At 74.0% G+C, this 18,451-nt stretch carries 16 protein-coding genes; 4 read left to right on the forward strand and 12 right to left on the reverse strand.

Going from position 1 to position 18,451, the window contains the following annotated elements:
• Positions 1 to 4: 4 nt before the first annotated feature.
• Complete coding sequence (locus tag CUT44_RS20465) at positions 5 to 1,672, reverse strand: TerD family protein (protein ID WP_100203343.1); 1,668 nt, start codon at positions 1,670 to 1,672, stop codon at positions 5 to 7.
• A 69-nt stretch (positions 1,673 to 1,741) separates the two neighbouring features.
• A complete protein-coding gene (locus tag CUT44_RS20470) occupies positions 1,742 to 2,332 on the reverse strand; it encodes a M48 metallopeptidase family protein (protein WP_100203344.1) in 591 nt (196 codons plus the stop codon).
• Between the two features lie 323 nt (positions 2,333 to 2,655).
• On the opposite strand from CUT44_RS20470, the gene CUT44_RS20475 reads away from it, so the two are divergent.
• Positions 2,656 to 3,828 carry a ThiF family adenylyltransferase gene (locus CUT44_RS20475; protein WP_408646767.1) on the forward strand — a complete coding sequence of 391 codons (1,173 nt, stop codon included), beginning with the start codon at positions 2,656 to 2,658 and terminating at the stop codon, positions 3,826 to 3,828.
• A gap of 54 nt (positions 3,829 to 3,882) precedes the next feature.
• Entirely contained in the window at positions 3,883 to 5,295 is a 1,413-nt protein-coding gene (locus CUT44_RS20480) for an ABC1 kinase family protein (protein WP_100203346.1), read from the forward strand.
• Positions 5,296 to 5,642: 347 nt separating this feature from the next.
• Here the strand turns inward: CUT44_RS20480 and CUT44_RS20485 are convergent, their stop codons facing one another.
• The 4 genes from CUT44_RS20485 to CUT44_RS20500 form a co-directional block, all read right to left on the reverse strand.
• Entirely contained in the window at positions 5,643 to 5,969 is a 327-nt protein-coding gene (locus tag CUT44_RS20485; RefSeq protein WP_100203347.1) for a hypothetical protein, read from the reverse strand.
• Positions 5,966 to 6,328: a WhiB family transcriptional regulator gene (locus tag CUT44_RS20490; RefSeq protein WP_100203348.1), complete on the reverse strand. Its 363-nt coding sequence runs from the start codon at positions 6,326 to 6,328 to the stop codon at positions 5,966 to 5,968. Before CUT44_RS20490 ends, CUT44_RS20485 begins: the two co-directional genes overlap by 4 nt.
• Before the next feature lie 131 nt (positions 6,329 to 6,459).
• Entirely contained in the window at positions 6,460 to 6,774 is a 315-nt protein-coding gene (locus CUT44_RS20495; protein ID WP_100203349.1) for a hypothetical protein, read from the reverse strand.
• 200 nt (positions 6,775 to 6,974) lie between these two features.
• Entirely contained in the window at positions 6,975 to 9,224 is a 2,250-nt protein-coding gene (locus tag CUT44_RS20500) for an ATP-dependent DNA helicase UvrD2 (RefSeq protein WP_100203350.1), read from the reverse strand.
• A 215-nt stretch (positions 9,225 to 9,439) separates the two neighbouring features.
• Here CUT44_RS20500 and CUT44_RS20505 point away from each other — a divergent pair, with 215 nt between their 5' ends.
• Positions 9,440 to 9,682: a mycoredoxin gene (locus CUT44_RS20505; RefSeq protein ID WP_100203351.1), complete on the forward strand. Its 243-nt coding sequence runs from the start codon at positions 9,440 to 9,442 to the stop codon at positions 9,680 to 9,682.
• Between the two features lie 66 nt (positions 9,683 to 9,748).
• Here the strand turns inward: CUT44_RS20505 and CUT44_RS20510 are convergent, their stop codons facing one another.
• Both CUT44_RS20510 and CUT44_RS20515 read right to left on the reverse strand, forming a co-directional pair.
• Complete coding sequence (locus CUT44_RS20510; protein ID WP_100203352.1) at positions 9,749 to 10,555, reverse strand: nucleotidyltransferase family protein; 807 nt, start codon at positions 10,553 to 10,555, stop codon at positions 9,749 to 9,751.
• Between the two features lie 110 nt (positions 10,556 to 10,665).
• Positions 10,666 to 11,262 carry a peroxiredoxin-like family protein gene (locus CUT44_RS20515; protein WP_100203353.1) on the reverse strand — a complete coding sequence of 199 codons (597 nt, stop codon included), beginning with the start codon at positions 11,260 to 11,262 and terminating at the stop codon, positions 10,666 to 10,668.
• Positions 11,263 to 11,343: 81 nt separating this feature from the next.
• Here CUT44_RS20515 and CUT44_RS20520 point away from each other — a divergent pair, with 81 nt between their 5' ends.
• Positions 11,344 to 11,958 carry a TetR/AcrR family transcriptional regulator gene (locus CUT44_RS20520; protein WP_100203354.1) on the forward strand — a complete coding sequence of 205 codons (615 nt, stop codon included), beginning with the start codon at positions 11,344 to 11,346 and terminating at the stop codon, positions 11,956 to 11,958.
• Positions 11,959 to 12,020: 62 nt separating this feature from the next.
• Here CUT44_RS20520 and nudC read toward each other — a convergent pair whose 3' ends face one another.
• From nudC to CUT44_RS20540, 4 genes are all read right to left on the reverse strand, one after another.
• A complete protein-coding gene (gene nudC / locus CUT44_RS20525) occupies positions 12,021 to 12,956 on the reverse strand; it encodes an NAD(+) diphosphatase (protein ID WP_100203355.1) in 936 nt (311 codons plus the stop codon).
• A 9-nt stretch (positions 12,957 to 12,965) separates the two neighbouring features.
• Positions 12,966 to 16,490, reverse strand: a complete 3,525-nt coding sequence (locus CUT44_RS20530) for an ATP-dependent DNA helicase (protein ID WP_100203356.1) — start codon at positions 16,488 to 16,490, stop codon at positions 12,966 to 12,968.
• Positions 16,491 to 16,594: 104 nt separating this feature from the next.
• Positions 16,595 to 17,341, reverse strand: a complete 747-nt coding sequence (locus CUT44_RS20535) for a hypothetical protein (protein ID WP_146252269.1) — start codon at positions 17,339 to 17,341, stop codon at positions 16,595 to 16,597.
• 189 nt (positions 17,342 to 17,530) lie between these two features.
• On the reverse strand, positions 17,531 to 18,370 hold the full coding sequence (locus tag CUT44_RS20540) for a hypothetical protein (RefSeq protein WP_100203358.1): 840 nt from the start codon (positions 18,368 to 18,370) through the stop codon (positions 17,531 to 17,533).
• Between the last annotated feature and the right edge of the window lie 81 nt (positions 18,371 to 18,451).

An 18,451-nucleotide genomic window follows, 5' to 3' on the forward strand; every position in this document is an offset into this window, starting at 1 on the left:
TCCCTCAGACCTCGTAGGGCTGGACGACGACGAAGTTGCCGGGCGCGCCGCGGAACTGGAGGTTCACGGTCTCCCCGCTGTGTCCGGGATAGGCGTTGCGGCGCAGTCGCACCTGGCTGGAGATGATCACCTGGACGGCGGCGGACCAGGCGACGACGGCCTGGCTGTCCGCGAAGGTCGTCGGGGTGACGGGCAGGACGACCGGGGTGCCCTGCGTCTTGACCACGACGGTGCCGGTGCCCTGGAACTGCATGGTGAACAGGGCGCCGCCGGGGATGCCGTGGCCCTCGATCCGGCGCACCTCGTACTGGAGGCCCTCGTCGAAGGCGAGCACGTTGTCGGCCGAGACGCAGATGCCGTCACCCTGGAGCTCGACGGGGTGGACGTGGGCGGCGTTCTCGGCGAAGAACACCTGGCCGCGACCGGTGCAGCGCATCAGCTGCATCTCCTGGCCGGTGGCGTTGCCGACGATCCGGCCGGTGAATCCGGCGCTCTTGTGGGAGAAGTCGACCTTGCCCTGGTACAGCACCATGCTGCCCTGGCGGGCGAGGACGCCCTGGCCGTCGTGGCCGAGGTCGGCCCGGACGAGCGCGGAGTTCTGCAGGGTCCAGCGCCGGCCGGTGGGCGCCTCGCGGTACTTCTCCAGTCCGGCGCCGATCCCGGCCGCCGGGCCCTGGGGCACCGGCGGGAAGCCGCCGGGCGGGCCTCCCGGGTGGCCGGCGGACTGCCCGAAGGGCTGCTGCTGGGGCTGGTGGGGGGCCTGCGGCTGCCCGAAGGGATTGGGCACGGGCGCGCCGGGCATCGTGGGAGCGCCGGGCATCGTGGGAGCGGTGGGCGGGGGCGCGGGCGGACCGGGAGGCGCGGGAGGCGGCGCCTGGCCGGGGAAGCCCGGCTGGGTCGGCGGGCCTCCGTACGGGGACGGGGCGGGCTGGCCGGGGGGCGGCGCCTGGCCGGGCTGCCCGAAGGGCGGCGCCTGGCCGGGCTGCCCGAAGGGCGGCGCGGCCGGGGCCGGAGCGGGCGGCGGTGCCTGCGGGGCAGGGGCGGGCGGCGCCGCCGGGGGCGCGAAGCCGGGTGCCGGTCCCGCGGGCGGGGCGAACCCGGGCGCCGCGGCGGCGGGGGCGGGCACCGGGGGCTCCGGCCGCTCCTCCGCGACCTCGCCGCCGAAGTGCTTCAGCAACGCGTCCAGACCGCCGTCGAAGCCCTGTCCGACGGCCGCGAAGCGCCAGACGTCCTTCAGGTAGAAGTCGCCGAGCATCACGGCGCGCTCGGTGGTGAACTCCGACCCGTCGAACGCGTAGCGCGCGACCTCCTCGCCGCCCGCGACGATCCGCAGGTAGCCGGGGTCGATCCGGGACATCTGCCCGGCGCCGTCGATCGTGGCGGTGAAGGACAGCTTCCGGATGTCCGCGGGGATGCGGTCCAGCGTCACCCGGAAGGACTCGGTGTCGCCCGCCTGCGCGCCCAGGAGCCGGATCGACTCCTCCGGCGAGGCGGGCTGGTTGAAGAAGACGAAGTAACGGTCGTCGGAGAGCCGCTCATCGGCGTCGAGGCCGAAGCAGCTGATGTCGAAGGTCAGCCCGGGCGCGGAGATACGCACGCCCACGTACAGATCCGTTCCGGCTGTCAGATCGCTGATTCTGGCCTTGTGGCCGCGTTGGAATTCCCTGGCCATGCGTAACGACCGTCCCCCATCCGAAGCGGTGAATTGCGTTGCGCCAGGCTAACCGGTACTTCCCCGGTATCACTCGTCCTGGTCACAGGGAAGATTGGGCAGCCGTTCGGCGGCGACCACGCCCTCCAGGAAGCCGCGGGCCCGCTCGGTGCGCGGATAGGCGTCCAACAGCCGCCAGAACCGCGGGCCGTGGCCGGGGACCAGCAGATGCGCCAGCTCGTGCAGGAGGACGTAGTCGACGACGTACTCCGGCATGCCCTGGAGGCGGTGGGACAGCCGGATGCTGCGCTCGGCGGGGGTGCACGAGCCCCAGCGGGTGTTCTGGTTGGTGACCCAGCGGACCGAGGCCGGACGGGCACAGTCCTGGAGGTACTGCCGGGACAGGTGTACGGCGCGCTCGGCCAGCTCGCCGTCGTCGAGCCGCCGCCTGCTCTCCTGGGCGGCCAGCTTGTCGAGCATCACGCTCACCCAGCGCCGTTCCTCGTCCTCGGACATCCGGGCCGGGATGAGGACGACGGTGCGGCCGCCCTCGCGGTACGCGGAGACCGTGCGCCGCCGCCGTGAGCTGCGGCGCACCTCGACCGCGCCCGGCACCGCGGCCGGGCCGGGACCGGGGCCGCGGTGCGGCGGTTCGGGGCTGTTCAGCGGGTCGGCGGACACGTCCCGACGTTACCCGCTGACGTCGGTGGAAGTCCCGCCTCCCGGGTGCATCGGGGGGAAACGTCCCCGGGACGCGCCGGTGTCGCGGGTCCCGGAGCGCGGGAGACGTCCGCGCGCCGCGGCACACACCGGCTCCGGTGCCGGATCCGGCACCGGAGCAGCACCGGTACGACGAGTACGACCGATGCCATGGCCTGTGGACAACTCCCCGCGGCGGTCGTCGGCGGAGCCGCATGCTGGGACCCGTCCGGCAAGCGGCGGGCGCCTCCCACCGGCGCCCGCCGGTGTTCCTCCCTGCGGATTCGGGGGTCCGAGTGCATCCGATGATCAAACCGGCGCTGCGGCGCGCCTGGCGGGACCGGCACACCGTGCGGTACGGGGTGACTCCCGCACACGCGGTGCTGCTGGGCCCACTGGACACCGCGACCGGCGGTTTCCTGGAGTTGTTCGACGGCACACGCAGTCTGCCGCAGCTCAGGCGGGCCGCGGAGGGAATGGGCCTGGCGGCGGACACGGCCGACCGGCTGGTGGCCCGGCTCACGGCCGCCGGGCTGCTGGACGACGCCACCGCGCACCGGCGGGCCGCGGCCCGGGTGGACGACCGGCTCCGGCCGGATCTGGGTTCCCTCTCGGTGCTCCGGCCGGAGCCGGGTGGCGCGGTGCGGCGGCTGGCCGCCCGGGCGGAGGCCCGGGTGCAGGTGCGCGGCGCGGGCCGGGTCGGGGCGGCGGTGGCGGCGCTGCTGTCGGCGGCCGGGGTGGGGCGGGTCGAGGTGGTGGACGGGGGCTGTGTGGCGCCCTGGGACACCGCTCCGGGCGGTGTCGCGGCCGACCAGTGCGGCCAGCGGCGGACCTCGGCCGCGGACCGGGCGGTGCGGCGGGCGGCTCCCGGTTCCCGGCGGGCCGGGCCGGATCCCGCGGCACCGGACCCGGGCACCGCCCTGGTGGTGATCGCGCCCCGCGACGGGCTGGCCGCCTACGCCCCGGACCAGGCGGCGGCCGAGGAGCTGGTCGGTGCCGGGCGGCCGCATCTGTACGCGGGAGTGGTGGAGGGAACCGGCTTCGTGGGTCCGCTGGTGCTGCCGGGAGCCACGGCGTGCGCGGGGTGCCTGATGCTCGGGTACGCCGACCGGGAGCCCGCCTGGCCGCTGCTGGTGGCGCAGTGGCGGTCGGCACGGCGCTCGGGGGTGCCCGCCTGCGACGTGGCGCTGGCGGCGGTGGTGGCGGGGGCCACCGCCGGCTGCGCGCTGGACTTCCTGGACGGGGACGAGAGCTGGGCCACGGACTCCAGGCACCTCTGGACGCTCCCCCGGCTGCGGTCCGGGGCGGAGCCGGTGCCGCCCCATCCGGAGTGCCCGTGCGGCGCGGTATCCGTGTCGGCCCCCGTGCCGGCCCCCGTGTCCGCCGCTGCTTCCGCGTCCGCTTCCGCCACGGATTCCGTGCCGGGTGGCCGCCCGCTCTCGGCGGAGGAGGCACGGAGGTCCACAATGGCCACATGACCGCTGTCCTCGGCGCTGCCACTCGGTCGTGCTGTCGGGAAGTTGGAGGGGCACATGTCGGATCTTCCGCGCAAGGCCGTCACCCGTACCGCCAAGCTGGCCGCACTGCCGCTGGGAATGGCGGGGCGTGCGACCTGGGGACTGGGCAAGCGGATCGGCGGTTACTCCGCGGAACTGGTCGGGAACGAGATGCAGCAGCGCACCGCCGAGCAGCTGTTCAAGGTCCTCGGAGAGCTGAAGGGCGGGGCCATGAAGTTCGGCCAGGCCCTGTCGGTCTTCGAGTCGGCGCTCCCCGAGGAAGTGGCCGGGCCGTACCGCGCGGCGCTGACAAAGCTCCAGGAGGCGGCGCCGCCGATGCCCGTGGCCACCGTGCACGCCGTGCTGGCCGAGCGGATGGGCGAGGACTGGCGGGAGCTGTTCGAGGAGTTCGAGGACAGGCCCTCGGCGGCCGCCTCGATCGGCCAGGTGCACCGCGGCGTCTGGCACGACGGGCGCCCGGTGGCGGTGAAGGTGCAGTACCCGGGCGCCGGCGAGGCGCTCGTGTCGGATCTGAACCAGCTGGGGCGCTTCGCCCGGCTGCTGGGACCGCTCGTCCCGGGCCTGGACGTCAAGCCCCTGATATCGGAGCTGCGCGACCGGGTCACCGAGGAGCTGGACTACGGCCTGGAGGCACAGGCGCAGCAGGCGTACGCCGAGGAGTTCGCCGGTGACCCGGACGTACGGGTGCCGGAGGTGGTGTACCAGTGCGACCAGGTGCTGGTCACCGAGTGGCTGACAGGGGTCCCCCTGTCCGAGGTGATCAGGGACGGAAGCCAGGCCGAGCGGGACCGGGCCGGGCAGCTACTGGCCCGCTTCCTCTTCTCGGGCACGGCCCGCACCGGACTGCTGCACGCCGACCCGCACCCGGGGAACTTCCGGCTGCTGACCGACGACGCCCCCGACGGCCCGCCGGAGGAGTGGCGGCTGGGGGTGATGGACTTCGGCACGGTCGACCGGCTGCCGGAGGGGCTGCCCCCGACGATCGGCACCACACTGCGGATGACCCTCGACGGCGACGCGGCGTCGGTGTACGAGCTGCTGTGCGAGGAGGGCTTCGTCAAGCCGACTGTCGAGCTGGATCCGGAGGCGGTGATGGACTACCTCCTGCCCATCATCGAACCCGCGCAGATGGAGGAGTTCACCTTCTCCAGGGGCTGGATGCGCGAGCAGGCGACCCGGATCGCCGATCCGCGCTCCCCCGCCTACCAGTTGGGCAAGCGGCTCAACCTGCCGCCCTCGTACCTGCTGATCCACCGGGTGACGCTCAGCACGATCGGAGTGCTGTGCCAGCTCGGCGCGCAGGTCCGCATGCGTGACGAGATGGAGGAGTGGGTGCCGGGCTTCCTGCCGGAGGAGGACGCCGACCCGGATCTGGACGGCATGGACGGTCTGGAGGACGGCGCGGAGATGACGGAGACTCCCGCTTGACGGGCTCCCTGGCCTGAAGTCCAGGGGTCCGGCCCGGGTCGTGCAGGCAGCTCAAGGAAGACCGGGAGCGGCCGGGCGGGATCAGGGGCCCGGAAAGCGGTCTGCCGTCCCTCCGGCCGGAGGGACGGGCACCGGCACCCCGCGGGCAGGCGTCCCGAGCAGGGCCGGCCCGCAAGAACGCGGAAGAACGCGGAAAGCGACACCGGGAAACGAAGAGAGCGACACCGGGAAAGGGAGCCGGGGCGGTCCTTCGCCCCGGCTCCCCGGTTCTCCTGTGCCGGCAGCCCGCACCGGCCTCCACGGCTGCCGGTGGCCGGCCCGGCAGTGCCGGACCGGCCACCGGCGGCTCACTGCATGACGGCCATGGCCAGCGCGCGGCGGGCCCGCAGGGAGGCCCGCTCGGCGCGGCGCTGCATGCGGCGGGCGGCGATCACCCGGTGGCTCAGCTGCTCGGTCCGGGCCTCCCGCATCCGTTCCTGTATATGGACACGGGCCATGGCTTCTGGGATGAGTTGCATGTCACGGTTCCTGTTCTGGCGGGAGACGGCGGTCGCGTCGGGCTGGATGCTCGCGTGGTTCTCGTTGTGAAGGGTCATCGTGGTTTCCGTTTTCCGGAGGGGACGCAGCGCGGGATCGTGCGTCGCAGGGTGGTCGATCGTGCCGGTGGTCCTCATGCTGTGACCTGGTTCTTGCGGGGGCGGCCACGCGGCCGCTTGCGGGGCACGACGACGCCCTGGACGAACAGCTCGCCGCCCCAGACTCCCCAGGGCTCGCGGCGGTCCTTGGCCCCGGCGAGGCAGGCCTCGCGCAGCGGGCAGGTCTGGCAGAGGGACTTGGCGTACTCCACGTCCGCGGGCGACTCGGCGAAGAAGACCTCCGGGTCGTAGCTGCGGCAGGGCACGGCCACACCGAGACGCTCGATGGCGTCGTCCAGCTCGGTGAGCGTGGTGAGGGCGGTCAAGGAGTCCTCCGTGGTCTCGGGCGGGCTGATCGGGTCGGGCTGTACGGACGGGGCGTGCGTCTGGGTGTGCACGGCGGTGAGTTCCTCGTCTGTGTGTCGTCTCTTCGACCCGGCTGGTGACCGGGTCACTTGGGGAAAACAGAAGGGCCGCGGATCCCGGTGTGGGTTCCGCGGCCCTGGAAGGTGCCGACCTGATCAGCCGATCAGGCTGGATCTCTCCAGGGTTCGAGCCCACGGAAGGCCCACATCGTGTGGTGCTGCGACTGCTTCTGTCCGTTGTCGGCACCGTTGGCCGCGTCGGTAAAGGCATAGGCATCCGCCTGTGCCACCGCCGCTACCGCGGGTGCCTGGATCGGTCGCTCGCCGGCGACACGCTCACGAATCGTCGGAAGAACCGCGAGGGAGACCGGACGGGCCGCCACGACACCGAGGACACCGGTGCCGGACAGGCAGGAACCGAGCAGGCAGGAGGCGACGGCCTCACGGCTGATCAGTTCCTTCTTGGTGATGCTGGCCATTGGTCTCGCCTCCTCTCGGCGTCTTCGGGGGACCGGCAGGACGTGCCGGTCCGGATGTTCAAGGGCAAGTACAGCATGGAAGCGGTTGCGGGAGAAGACCTCCCCTCTTCCGTGCCCGTGAAGGCTATGAGGCTTCGCACCGCGCGCGCAAACTATTTTTCCCGTGGTTTCGTAACAGCCGCTGTGACAGATTCCGGAACCTATTCGTCCAGTTGTTCGGCGACCCGTTCCGGCCCCTCTCCCGCCTCTCCCGCGCCCTCCGCGCCCACCCCTGTCCCCTCGTCCCCGTCCGTCCCGTCCGTCCCGACCGCCTCGCCCGCGCACAGGGCCAGCACCTCCGCGCCGAACCGCTGCAGCTTGCGCGCGCCCACCCCCGGGATCCGCGCCAGCTCCGCCTCGTTGTCGGGCACGGCCTCGGCGATCGCCATGAGGGTCTTGTCGGTGAAGACGCAGTACGCGGGCTGGCCGAGCTCGCGGGCCTGGCCCGAACGCCACTCGCGCAGCCGCTCGTACAGCTCCTCGTCGAGGTCGGAGGGGCAGCCCTCGCAGCGCATCAGCTTCATCTCGCCCGGATCGATGAGAGTGCGCCCGCAGACCCGGCACCGCACCGGCCCGCGGCGTTTGCGCGACCGGCCGCCGCGCTCGACGCCCCCGCCACCGCCCGCGCGCCCGCCGCCGGCCGACGAGCCGGGGCGCAGGCCGTTCAGGAACCGGCTGGGACGGCGGCTGCCGCGGCCGCCCGGCGACCGGGACAGCGCCCAGGACAGGGACAGATGCCGCCGGGCGCGGGTGACGCCGACGTACAGCAGCCGGCGTTCCTCCTCGACCTGCTCGTCCGTCTTCGCGTGGGTGATCGGCACCGTGCCGTCGGTCAGTCCGACCAGGAAGACCGCGTCCCACTCCAGGCCCTTGGCGGCGTGCAGCGAGGCGAGGGTGACGCCCTCGACGGTGGGGGCGTGCTGGGCGCCGGCCCGCTCGTCCAGCTCCGCCACGAAATCACCCAGCGCCGCCGCCGGGCGGGCCCGGGCGAAGTCCTCGGCGAGCCGGACCAGGGCGGCCAGCGACTCCCAGCGGTCGCGCACCGCGCCCGAGCCCGCCGGGGGCTGCGGCGTCCAGCCGGTGCCCCCGAGGACCGCCCGCACCTGGGAGGGCAGGTCCACGGCGTCGGCCAGCAGCGTGTCGTTGCTCCCGGCGCGTGCGGCGCCGCGCAGGGCGAGCCCGGCCTCCCGCACCTCGGGCCGCTCGAAGAACCGCTCGGCGCCCCGCAGCTGGTAGGGCACCCCCGCGTCGGCGAGGGCCTGCTCGTAGACCTCGGACTGGGCGTTGACCCGGTACAGGACCGCGACCTCGCTCGCCGCGACCCCGGCGTCCAGCAGCTCCCGGATACGGCGGGCCACCCCCTCGGCCTCGGCGGGCTCGTCGGCGTACTCGGTGTAGACGGGCTCGGGCCCGGCCTCGCGCTGCGAGACCAGCTCCAGCCGGTGCTCGGCGGCCCGCCCCTTCGCCTGGGCCAGCAGCCCGTTGGCCAGGTACACCACCTGCGGGGTGGAGCGGTAGTCGCGCACCAGCTTGACCACCGTGGCGTCGGGATGGCGGGCACGGAAGTTCAGCAGGTGGTCGGGGGTGGCGCCGGTGAACGAGTAGATCGTCTGGCTGGCGTCGCCGACGACGCAGATGGTGTCCCGCTCCCCCAGCCACAGCTCCAGCAGCCGCTGCTGGAGCGGGCTGACGTCCTGGTACTCGTCCACGACGAAGTGCTGGTACTGCCCCCGCACGGTGTCGGCGATGTCGGGGCGGTCCTGGAGGATGCCCACCGTCAGCAGCAGCACGTCCTCGAAGTCGATCACCGCGCGCTCGCGCTTGAGCTGTTCGTAGAGGCGGTAGATCCCGCTGGTCTCGGCCGGATCCCGGGGCGGTTCGCGGAAGGACTTCGCCACCGCGGCCGGGTAGTCCTCCGGCACCGTCTGGGTGGTCTTGGCCCACTCGATCTCGCCCGTCACATCCCGCAGTTCGTTGCGGTCGAGCCGGATGCGGCAGCGGGCCGCGGCCTCCGCGACGAGCTGGACCTTGCGCTCCAGCAGCCGGGGCAGCTCGCCCCCGACCGCCTTCGGCCAGAAGTACTGCAGCTGCCGCAGGGCCGCGGAGTGGAAGGTGCGGGCCTGGACGCCGGCCGCGCCGAGCTGGCGCAGCCGCCCGCGCATCTCGCCCGCCGCGCGGTTGGTGAAGGTGACGGCCAGCACGCTCGCGGGCGGGAGCATCCCGGCACGCACCCCGTACGCGATCCGGTGCGTGATCGCCCGCGTCTTGCCCGTACCGGCGCCCGCCAGCACGCACACCGGACCGTGCAGCGCCGTCGCCACCTCGCGCTGCTCGGGATCGAGCCCTTCGAGCACCGCGTCCGGGGAGTCGGGAACCGATGGGAACAGAGTGGAGGACGTTGCTGCTGTCACCCCGCCATGCTGCCAGGTCCGCGCGGCGGCCCGTAACCGTTGTCCACAGGCGCCCCGGATTCGTCACACGAAACCCGCGGAGGCCCGGAAGGTGCGGCGGGCCCGGCGGGCCGGGCGGGCCCGGCGGGCCGGGAATGGTCCCGGCCCGCCGGGCGTTCCACCGTTGCCGACAGCCGAGAAGGCCGACGACCGAGGACGAAGGAGCGCGAGAACCCATGGCGGGAACGGTGACGATGTACAGCACCACCTGGTGCGGCTACTGCCGCCGGCTCAAGGGCCAGATGGACCGCGAGGGAATCGCGTACACCGAGGTCAACATCGAGCACGACCCGGAGGCCGCGGCTTTCGTCGAGAAGGTCAACAACGGCAACCAGCTCGTCCCGACCGTTCTCTTCCCCGACGGCTCGGCCCTTCCCAACCCGTCGATCGCGCAGGTCAGGCAGAAGATCGGCGCCTGACGCCCGACACCGTGCCCGGGGCGGCCCACCGCGAGCAGGCGGTGGGCCGCCCCGGGCACGTCCGTCTCAGCCGGCCGCGCCGGGTCGCTCCCCGAACGCCCTGCCGAACTCCTCCCGGAGCACCTCCTCCACCAGTGCCCCGACGGTGCCGACGGCCGCCGCCAGGCGCTCCGGACCGGTGTCCAGTCCCGCGAGGACACCGTCCACACCGCGCAGTCCGGCGCGTTCCAGCAACCGCTTCTCGTTCGTCACCCACTCGCCCCGGGCCGCGAGTACCGCGTGCCCCGCCTGGACGGCCGCGGTGGCCGGCGTCCCGGCGACCTCGGTGAGCCGGCCGTGCGGCGCGTGGCCGTACCGGGCGTAGGACAGGGTGAGCCGGGCGGTGTCCCGCCACCGCCCCGCGGCAGCCCGGCGCAGCGCCTCGGGGTACGACGGACGGGGCAGCACGCCACGGAGCACCCGGCTCAGGGCCGGCTCGCCGACGACCAGACAGCTGGGGATCCCGGCCAGGTGGAACAGCAGGGGCTCGATGCGGAAACGACCCCGCTCCGCCTCCGTGATCTCGTGCTCCACCACGTCCAGATCCCGGTAGTGCACATCCGCCCGGCGGCCGTCGACCGTCAGCCAGGCACCGCCGTTGAACACCCCGCCGCCCCAGCCACCGAGCTCCGAGACCTCGCCGGGCCGGCCGGCCGCCCGCAGGTCCGCGGGGTCGAAGGGGTCGGCGCCGCCCCGGTAGTAGAGCGCGAGGTCCCAGTCGCTGTCCGGCCGGTGGACGCCCTGCGCACGGGAGCCGCCGAGAGTCACGGCACGGACTCCGGGGAGCGCGGCGAGCCGGTCGGCCACCTGATCGAGGAACACCTGGTCGTCCATCTGCCCGTGGCCCTTCCCTCCGTGAGTGCCGGCGGTGCCCCGGCACCGTGCGGCGCGCGGTGTGCCACACCGAGAGGCCGCTCAGCCTGTGCGGGCCGGGCCGGCGGCCGTCACGCGCCTTCCTGCGTCGGGGACGGCCGCCGGGACCGGGCGGCCAGGGTGAGCAGTTCGTCGACCGGCCACTGGTCGTAGACGTGTTCGCCGTACTTGGCGGCGACGACCCGGCCGCCGGGTGCGATCAGGAAGTCGGCGGGGAGGCCGAGCGCGCCGCCGTGCGGTCTGACCGGCGGCCTGCGCTCCCGCCCCAGGGCGGTCGCCCGCGCACTGCGCGCGACCGCCCTGGCGACCGGCCACCAGGCGCGCGGGGAGAGCAGGGAGCGGGGCGCCGACTCCACCCCGAACTCGGCGTACAGCCGCTTGTCCGGATCGGCGACGAGAGCGAACGGGAGGTCCGCCGCGTAGGGCGCCAGTTCCTCCGGGTGCGAGTGGAAGACCACCACCTCCCGGACGCCCGCCGCCTCGATCTCCGCGTGGCGCCGCACCACGGACCGCAGGTGCAGGTTGCAGACCGGGCAGCCGGCGAACCGCCGGAACTGCAGGTGCACCAGCCGTTCGGGGTCGGGGACCACGGCCGGAGGGCCGGAGACGGGGGTGAGCGTGCGGGCGGGGACGGACGATCCGGGTTCCAGTTTCACTGATCTGCGCATCGGGCACTCTCCGGGATACGGGCCGTAAGTGTACGGCGTACACCCAACAGCGTAGGCGTATCCCGTACGCTGTCAACCGTCATGCCCCGCCCCCGCTCCCTCACCCCGACCCGGCTGGCCACCGCGGCCCTCGCCGTCATCGACCGCGACGGCCTCGCCGGGCTGTCGATGCGCACGGTCGCCAGGGAACTCGGGGTCAGCACGATGGCGCTCTACCGGTACGTGGAGGACCGCGAGCAGCTGGAGGAGCTCGTCGTGGAACTCGTGCTGTGCGCCGTGGAGGCCGAGCCGCCGCCCGCGGACCTGCCGTGGCGGGAACGGATCGCAATCCTGGCCGGACGGCTGCGCGACGCCGTGGCCGCCCACCCGTCCGCGGTTCCGCTGACGGTCCTCCACCGGCACACCTCCCCCGGAGTGCTGCGCTGGTCGGAGACGGTGCTGGCGGTCCTCACCGAGGCCGGCTTCGACGGCGAGCGCCGGGTCGTGGCGCTGCGCGCGCTGCTCGGCCACGTCGTCGGGGCTATCCAGCTGGAGCACCTCGGGCCCCTGGCGGGCGGGGGCACGGCGGCCGTACCCGAACTGCCGGCGGCCGACTTCCCCCACCTGGCCGCGGCCGCCCGGGACGCCCGGCACGTCGGCGCCGGGCGGGAGTTCACCGGAGGGCTCACCGCGCTGCTGCGCGGTCTGGAGCCCTGAGCAGGACAGCGGGCCGGACCGGGCCCCGACGGACGAACGGGCCGGCGGGCGGCCGTCCCCGGTCAGCGCACGGGCAGCGGCTCCCCGTACCACAGCTCTATCAGCCGGGCCGCGATCGAGACCCCCGACGGCGGCAGCACCTCGCCGGAGGCGAACGCGGCGCGCAGCTCGGCGCGGGAGAACCAGCGGGCCTCCTCGATCTCCTCGCCGTCCACCCGTATCTCGGTGGAGGCGGCGTGCGCCACGAAGCCCAGCATCAGGCTGGAGGGGAAGGGCCACGGCTGGCTGGCGACGTACTCCACCCGCTCGATCACGACACCGGCCTCCTCGCCCGCCTCCCGTACGACCGCCTGCTCGATGGACTCTCCCGGCTCCACGAAGCCGGCGAGCGTGGAGAAGCGGCCCTTGGGCCAGTGCACCTGGCGGCCCAGCAGCACCCGGCCGTCGGGGGCCGTCACCAGCATGATCACGGCAGGATCGGTGCGCGGGTAGTGCTCGCCGCCGCAGGCCGGGCAGCGGCGGATGTGACCGGCGGCGGCGATGACCGTGCGCTTGCCGCAGCGCGAGCAGAAGCGGTGCATCCGCTGCCAGTTCTCCAGGGCCACCGCGTGCACCAGCAGCTGGGCGTCCCGCTCGGAGAGCAGGGCGCCCGCCTCCCGCAGGCCCGCCGGACGGGCCGCGTCGTCCAGCCGGCCCGGCAGCGCGTCCTTCTGCAGCGCGAAGTAGCGCACACCCTCCTCGTCGATGCCGAGGAAGTAGCGGTGCGCCTCGGTCAGGGGGGCGTCGAAGGACGGCATGGTCACCAGCTCGGCGCGGCCGTCCCCGGTGTCCTCGACCAGCGCCTGCCCGCCGGAGACCACGAAGCAGCGGGTCGTCGGATGGCTCCAGGCCGCCGCGAGCCATGCCTCGTCCAGCCGGTGGTGGGCGGCGCGGTCGATGCCACCGGTGGCGGTGAGCGCGATCGGGCGGTGTCCGCGGACGGCCGGGGTGGTGCTCATGCCCCGAGCCTAGCCGGAGGCCCCGCCCGGCCCGGAATCGGCCGCCGCGCCCTCCCGGCCGTCCGGCCCGGTTCCGTCCGCGGGTCCGCCGGGTCCGTGGGGTCCGTGGGGGCCGTGGCGTCCATGGGGTCCGCCGGAGCCACCGGGTCCCACGGACCCGTACAGCAGCAGCCGCTCCAGCCCGGCCCGGCCCGGCAGCTCCGCGGGACGGACCAGCTCACCGCTGCGGACGTGGAGGAAGGCGGCACGCACGGCCCCGAGCGGCAGCCCGTGCCGCTCGGCCCAGGCCAGGCGGTAGACGGCGAGCTGGAGGGGGTCGGCCTGTCCGGAGCGGCCGGTCTTCCAGTCGATGATCTCGAAGCCCCGGCCGTCCTCGTCCCGGTAGACCGCGTCGATCCGGCCGCGGACCACCCGCCCGGCGAGGACGAGCCGGAAGGGCACCTCGACCCGGTACGGGGCGCGGTGTGCGTAGGGGGTACGGGCGAACGCCTCCTTGAGCGCGGCCAGGTCCTTCTCGTCGGCGATCTCCACGGCGCTCCCGCTCCCGTACGCGCCGGGGTCGCCGTCCGCGCCCGGCAGCTCCTCGGGGTCGAGCAGGGGGAGCTCCAGCTCCTCGAAGCGGGACTCCACCCAGGCGTGGAACCGGGCGCCGCGCCGGGCGGCGGCGGGCCGGGGCGGCTGCGGCATGGGCCGGGCCAGCTCCCGGGCGAAGCCCTCGGGATCGGCGGCCAGCCGGACGAGCTGGGTGGCGGACAGGGAGTGGGGCAGCGGCACCTCCCGTACGCCCGACCGCGCCCGGCGCAGCTCGGCGGCGAGCGCCTCCAGGTCGCGGTCCCAGGAGGCGACGAGCCGCGCCTCCTCCGGCACCAGCTCCTCCCCCTCGGCCGGTTCCGGGGCGTCCGGTCCGGCCGGCTCACCGGCGGGCGGTCTCGGGCGCGGCAGCGGCCGGGCGGGGAGGGCGTCCGTGCCGTCCCGCTCCGGCGTCCCGCCCGGCGCGTCCGGCCGGCCGGACGGCCTACCCTCCGGACGGCCGTCCAGCCGGGCCATGACCCGGGCGGCGGCGGCCCGGCGCCGGGCCAGGGCGTCCTCGTCCAGCGGCAGCGGCCAGACCAGTTCCTCGGCCGGTCCGGCCAGGGCCGGGTTCTCCTCGCCCGCCGCCGGGGGGTCGGCCCAGTGCTCGACCTCGCCGTGCCCGGCACCGGACTCGCAGTGCTCGCGCAGCGCGTCGAGGAAGACCGAGGGGCCGCGCGGCGTCTTCTGGCTCGGCCCCCACCAGTGGCCCGAGCCGAGCAGCAGGGAGCGGGGCCGGGTGAAGGTGACGTAGCCCAGCCGCAGTTCCTCGGTGTACTGGTGCTCCTTCACCGCCTCGTCGTAGTCCTTCCGGTCCTTCGCCGTCCAGCCCGCGAGCGCAGGCAGGGTGGCCGCGTCGCCGCGCAGGGCGGGCGGCAGCACCTTGTACTGGGCGAGCCAGGACTCGCGGCCCTGTTCGCTGGGGAAGTTCCTCCGCACCAGCCCGGGGACCACGACCACGTCCCACTCCAGGCCCTTGGACTTGTGCGCGGTGAGCACCTTGACGGTGTTCTCCCCGCCGGGCAGCGAGCTGTCCAGTCCCTTCTCGTACTCGCCGGCGGCGCGCAGGAAGCCCAGGAACGCCAGCAGGGTGGACTCCCCGTCCAGGGACGCGAAGCCCGCGGCGACGTCCAGGAAGGCGCCCAGGGTCTCCCGGCGGCGGGCCGCCAGCGCGTGCGGGGAGGCGGAGAGCTCCACCTCCAGGCCGGTGGCGGACAGCACCCGGTGCAGGACGTCCATCAGCGGATCGCCCAGCGAGCGGCGCAGCTCCCGGATCTCGGCGGCCAGCCGGGCGAAGCGCACCCGGGCCTCGGCCGAGAAGGGCAGCGGGTCCTGGTGGCCGCCGGAGTCGAGGAAGGTGTCGAGCGCGTCGGCCAGCGAGACCACCTCGGCCGGGTCGGTGCCCTCCACCGCGGCGGCCAGCCGCGCCTCGACGTCCACCTCGCCGTCCGGAGTGCGGGGGCCGCGGGGCACCAGGAGCCGGGCGCGCCGGCCCAGCAGGGCGAGGTCGCGCGGGCCGATGCGCCAGCGCGGACCGGTGAGCAGCCGTACCAGGGCGGCGTTGGCGGTCGGGTCCTGGAGGACCTCGCACATGGCGACCAGATCGGCGATCTCCGGCAGGTGCAGCAGCCCGGACAGACCGACGACCTCGACGGGGACGTCCCGGGCCACCAGCGCGCCCTGGATCTCGGCGAAGTCGCCGGCGGTGCGGCACAGCACGGCGATCCGGCCGGGCTCGGTACCGGTGTTCACCAGATGGGCGACGGAGTCGGCCAGCCAGGCGATCTCCTCGGCGTGGGTGCGCAGCAGGGCGCAGCGCACCACCCCGTCGCGCTCGGCACCGGGGGCGGGGCGCAGCGCCTCCACTCCGGCGTGGCGGGCACGCAGCGGGGCGGCGAGGGTGTTGGCCAGCGTCAGCAGCCGTCCGCCGCTGCGGCGGTTCTCGCTCAGGGCGTGGCGGCGGGCGGGTGTGCCGTCGGCGCGGGGGAAGTGCTCGGGGAAGTCGTCGAGGTTGGCCACGGAGGCGCCGCGCCAGCCGTAGATGGCCTGACAGGGGTCGCCGACGGCGGTGACGGCGTGCCCGGTGCCCGAGCCGAACAGCCCGGCCAGCAGCACGCGCTGGGCGACGGAGGTGTCCTGGTACTCGTCGAGCAGCACCACGGCGTACTCCTCGCGCAGGATCCGGCCGACCTCGGGGACGTCGCGCGCCAGCCGCGCCGACAGGGCCATCTGGTCGCCGAAGTCGAGCAGTTCGCGTTCGCGCTTGCGGGCCCGGTACTCCTCGACCAGGCCCAGCAGCTCCAGCCGGCCGCGCACGGTCTCGGGCACCTTCCGCAGGGCGGCGTTGGTGAGCCGCACGGCGCCGCCGGTCAGCAGTTCCAGCAGCCCGGTGTCGTACTCCCGCAGCCGCTCGGGCTCCACCAGGTGCTCGGCGAGCTCGGCGTCCAGCGCCAGCAGGTCGCGGACGAGTTCGCCCACGGACTTGGTCAGCGCCGTGAACGGGCCGGACGCGGCGCGCAGGACCGAGGCGGCGAGCTGGTAGCGGGTGGCGTCGGCCAGCAGCCGGGCCGAGGGCTCGACGCCCAGCCGCAGTCCGTGCTCGGTCAGCAGCTGCCCGGCGAAGGCGTGGTACGTGGAGATCCGCGGCTCGCCGGGCGCGTGGTCGGGGTCGGCCGGATCCGGGTCGAGCACCCCGGCCCGGTGCAGGGCCTTGCGCACCCGGTCGGTCAGCTCACCCGCCGCCTTGTTGGTGAAGGTCAGCCCGAGCACCCGGTCGGGGGCGACCTGGCCGGTGCCCACCAGCCAGACCACCCGGGCGGCCATCACCGTCGTCTTGCCCGAGCCGGCTCCGGCCACGATGACCTGCGGCGCGGGCGGGGCCGTGACGCACTCCAACTGCTCGGCGGTGAACGGGATGCCGAGGAGCTGTCTGAGGTCGTCGGGGCCGGTGAGCTGTGCGGGCACCCGTAAGACGCTAGCGCTCCCCGCCGACAGCCGCCGAGCCGCGGTGCCGGCGGGGAGCGCCGGGCCGGCCGCCCCCGCCGGCCCGGCACGCCTTGCCGAACGCCTTACTGGGCGCCGAGTTCCGCCAGGTCGAGGACCTCGGAGGCCGGCGGTTCGGTGATCTTCACCGGCTTGTTGTGGTCGGTGAGGTCCATCACACCCGGCTCGTCGCTGCCCTCGTTCTCCATCCGCAGGAGGTAGGGCTCGGCGTCGTCGTTGGCGACGTAGACGGTGGTGGTCTCCTTGCCGTCCTCCTCGACCAGCGGGATGGCCTGCCGGCCGTCGATCTCCGTCAGTTCGCCCTTGGTGGCCTTCGTGGAGGTGTCCGAATCCATGTCCGCGAGCAGCTTGTCCAGATCGCAGAAGCTGTCGAACCCGGCATCGGCGCCCTGCTCACCGCCCATCTTCACCCAGCGGCCCTTGAGCATCTCGACGAACGTGCCGGCCTCCGCCTCGCCCTTGCTCTGGGCCTGCCAGAACGCCTCGTCGCCCTTCATGTAGGACGCGGTGCCGTTGTTGAGGACCTCGGCGGTGCCCTCGCCCATCGAGATCGTGCCGGTGCACTTGCCGTCCTTGGCGAGCGCCATGTCGAGCTGCAGCCGCTCGCCCTCGCTGTAGATCTGACCGGCCATGCGCACCGAGTCGAGCGCCTTCGTCGCCTCGGCCGCCTTGTCGGTTATCTCCTGTGCGGAGCTCTCCTGCAGCTTGGTGGCGCTGCCTTCCGTTCCACTGCCCCCGTTGGAGCAGCCCGCCAGCCCGGCGGCCGTGGCGAGGACCGCCGTCGCTGCCAGGATGCTCTTCTTCACTCTCACGCTCTCAGTGCCTCTCAGTTGAGCGGTTCGTACCGGAAGAGGGGACCACAGAGCACAGGCGGACGGTTCCCCGGGGTGAGGAAAACGAAGTTCCGAAATCCGGTTCCCGGTGTTCTTGCGGTGCTTGACGGTGTTTCGCCGCTTTCCGCCGCTCCCGGCTCCCGGTGACGGGAAGAAGGCCGTCAGACGTCAGACGTCCTCGGAGGTGTCCGGTCCACCGAAGTCCTCCGGGTCGATGACCTCGGACGCGGGCGGCTCGGTGATCTCGACCTCCTCGTTGTGGCCGGTGAGGTCGATCACACCCGGTTCGTCGCCGTCCTCGCTCTCCACCCGCAGCAGATAGGGCTCGGCGTCGTCGTCGGCGACATAGCCGGTGGTGGTCTCCCCATCCCTCCGCTCGACCAGCGGGATGGCCGGCCGGCCGTCGATCTCCGTCAGGGCGCCCTTGGTGACGCTGTCCGCACCGGGGTCGTCCAGGCTGTCCAGCATCCTGTCGAGGTCGCAGATGGCGCCGAACTCGGCGTCGGCCTCCTCGGGGGGCACCTTCACCCAGCGGTCCTTCAGCAGCTCGACGACCGCGCCGTCCTCCGGGGCACCGTCGCTCTGGCTCTCCCAGAACCGCTCGTTGCCCTTCATGTACATCCGCTTCTGCGTGCGGACGACCTCGGCGGTGCCGCCGTCCACCGTCACCGAACCGCTGCACCCGCCGTCCTCGGTGAGCGCCAAGTCGAGCTCCATCACCTCGCCGTCGACGGTGAGCCTGCCGTCCATCCGCAGCGAGGTGAGGCCCTCCATCGCCTCGGACATCCGCTCGGATATCTCCGTCGCGGAGCGGTCCGCCAGCTTCGTCCCGTCCGAACCCCCTCCGATCCCCGGGACGTTCCTCTCGGCCGGCGGATCCGCCGGAGCCGTCCCGCCGAGGCCCAGGGGGAGTCCGCCCGGCTCCGCCGCACCGCCACCGCCGGTGCAGCCCGCCAGCCCCGCGGCCAGTACGCAGACCGCCACCGCCGCCAGGGCTCCGTTCCGCACAACCACTCCCCCGTCCCTCCGGGTACGCCATACCGTCAGCACATGGGACCACAGGGCACCGGCAACCGGTTCCCGCAGGGC

It is taken from the genome of Streptomyces carminius, from assembly GCF_002794255.1.
GTDB lineage: Bacteria > Actinomycetota > Actinomycetes > Streptomycetales > Streptomycetaceae > Streptomyces > Streptomyces carminius.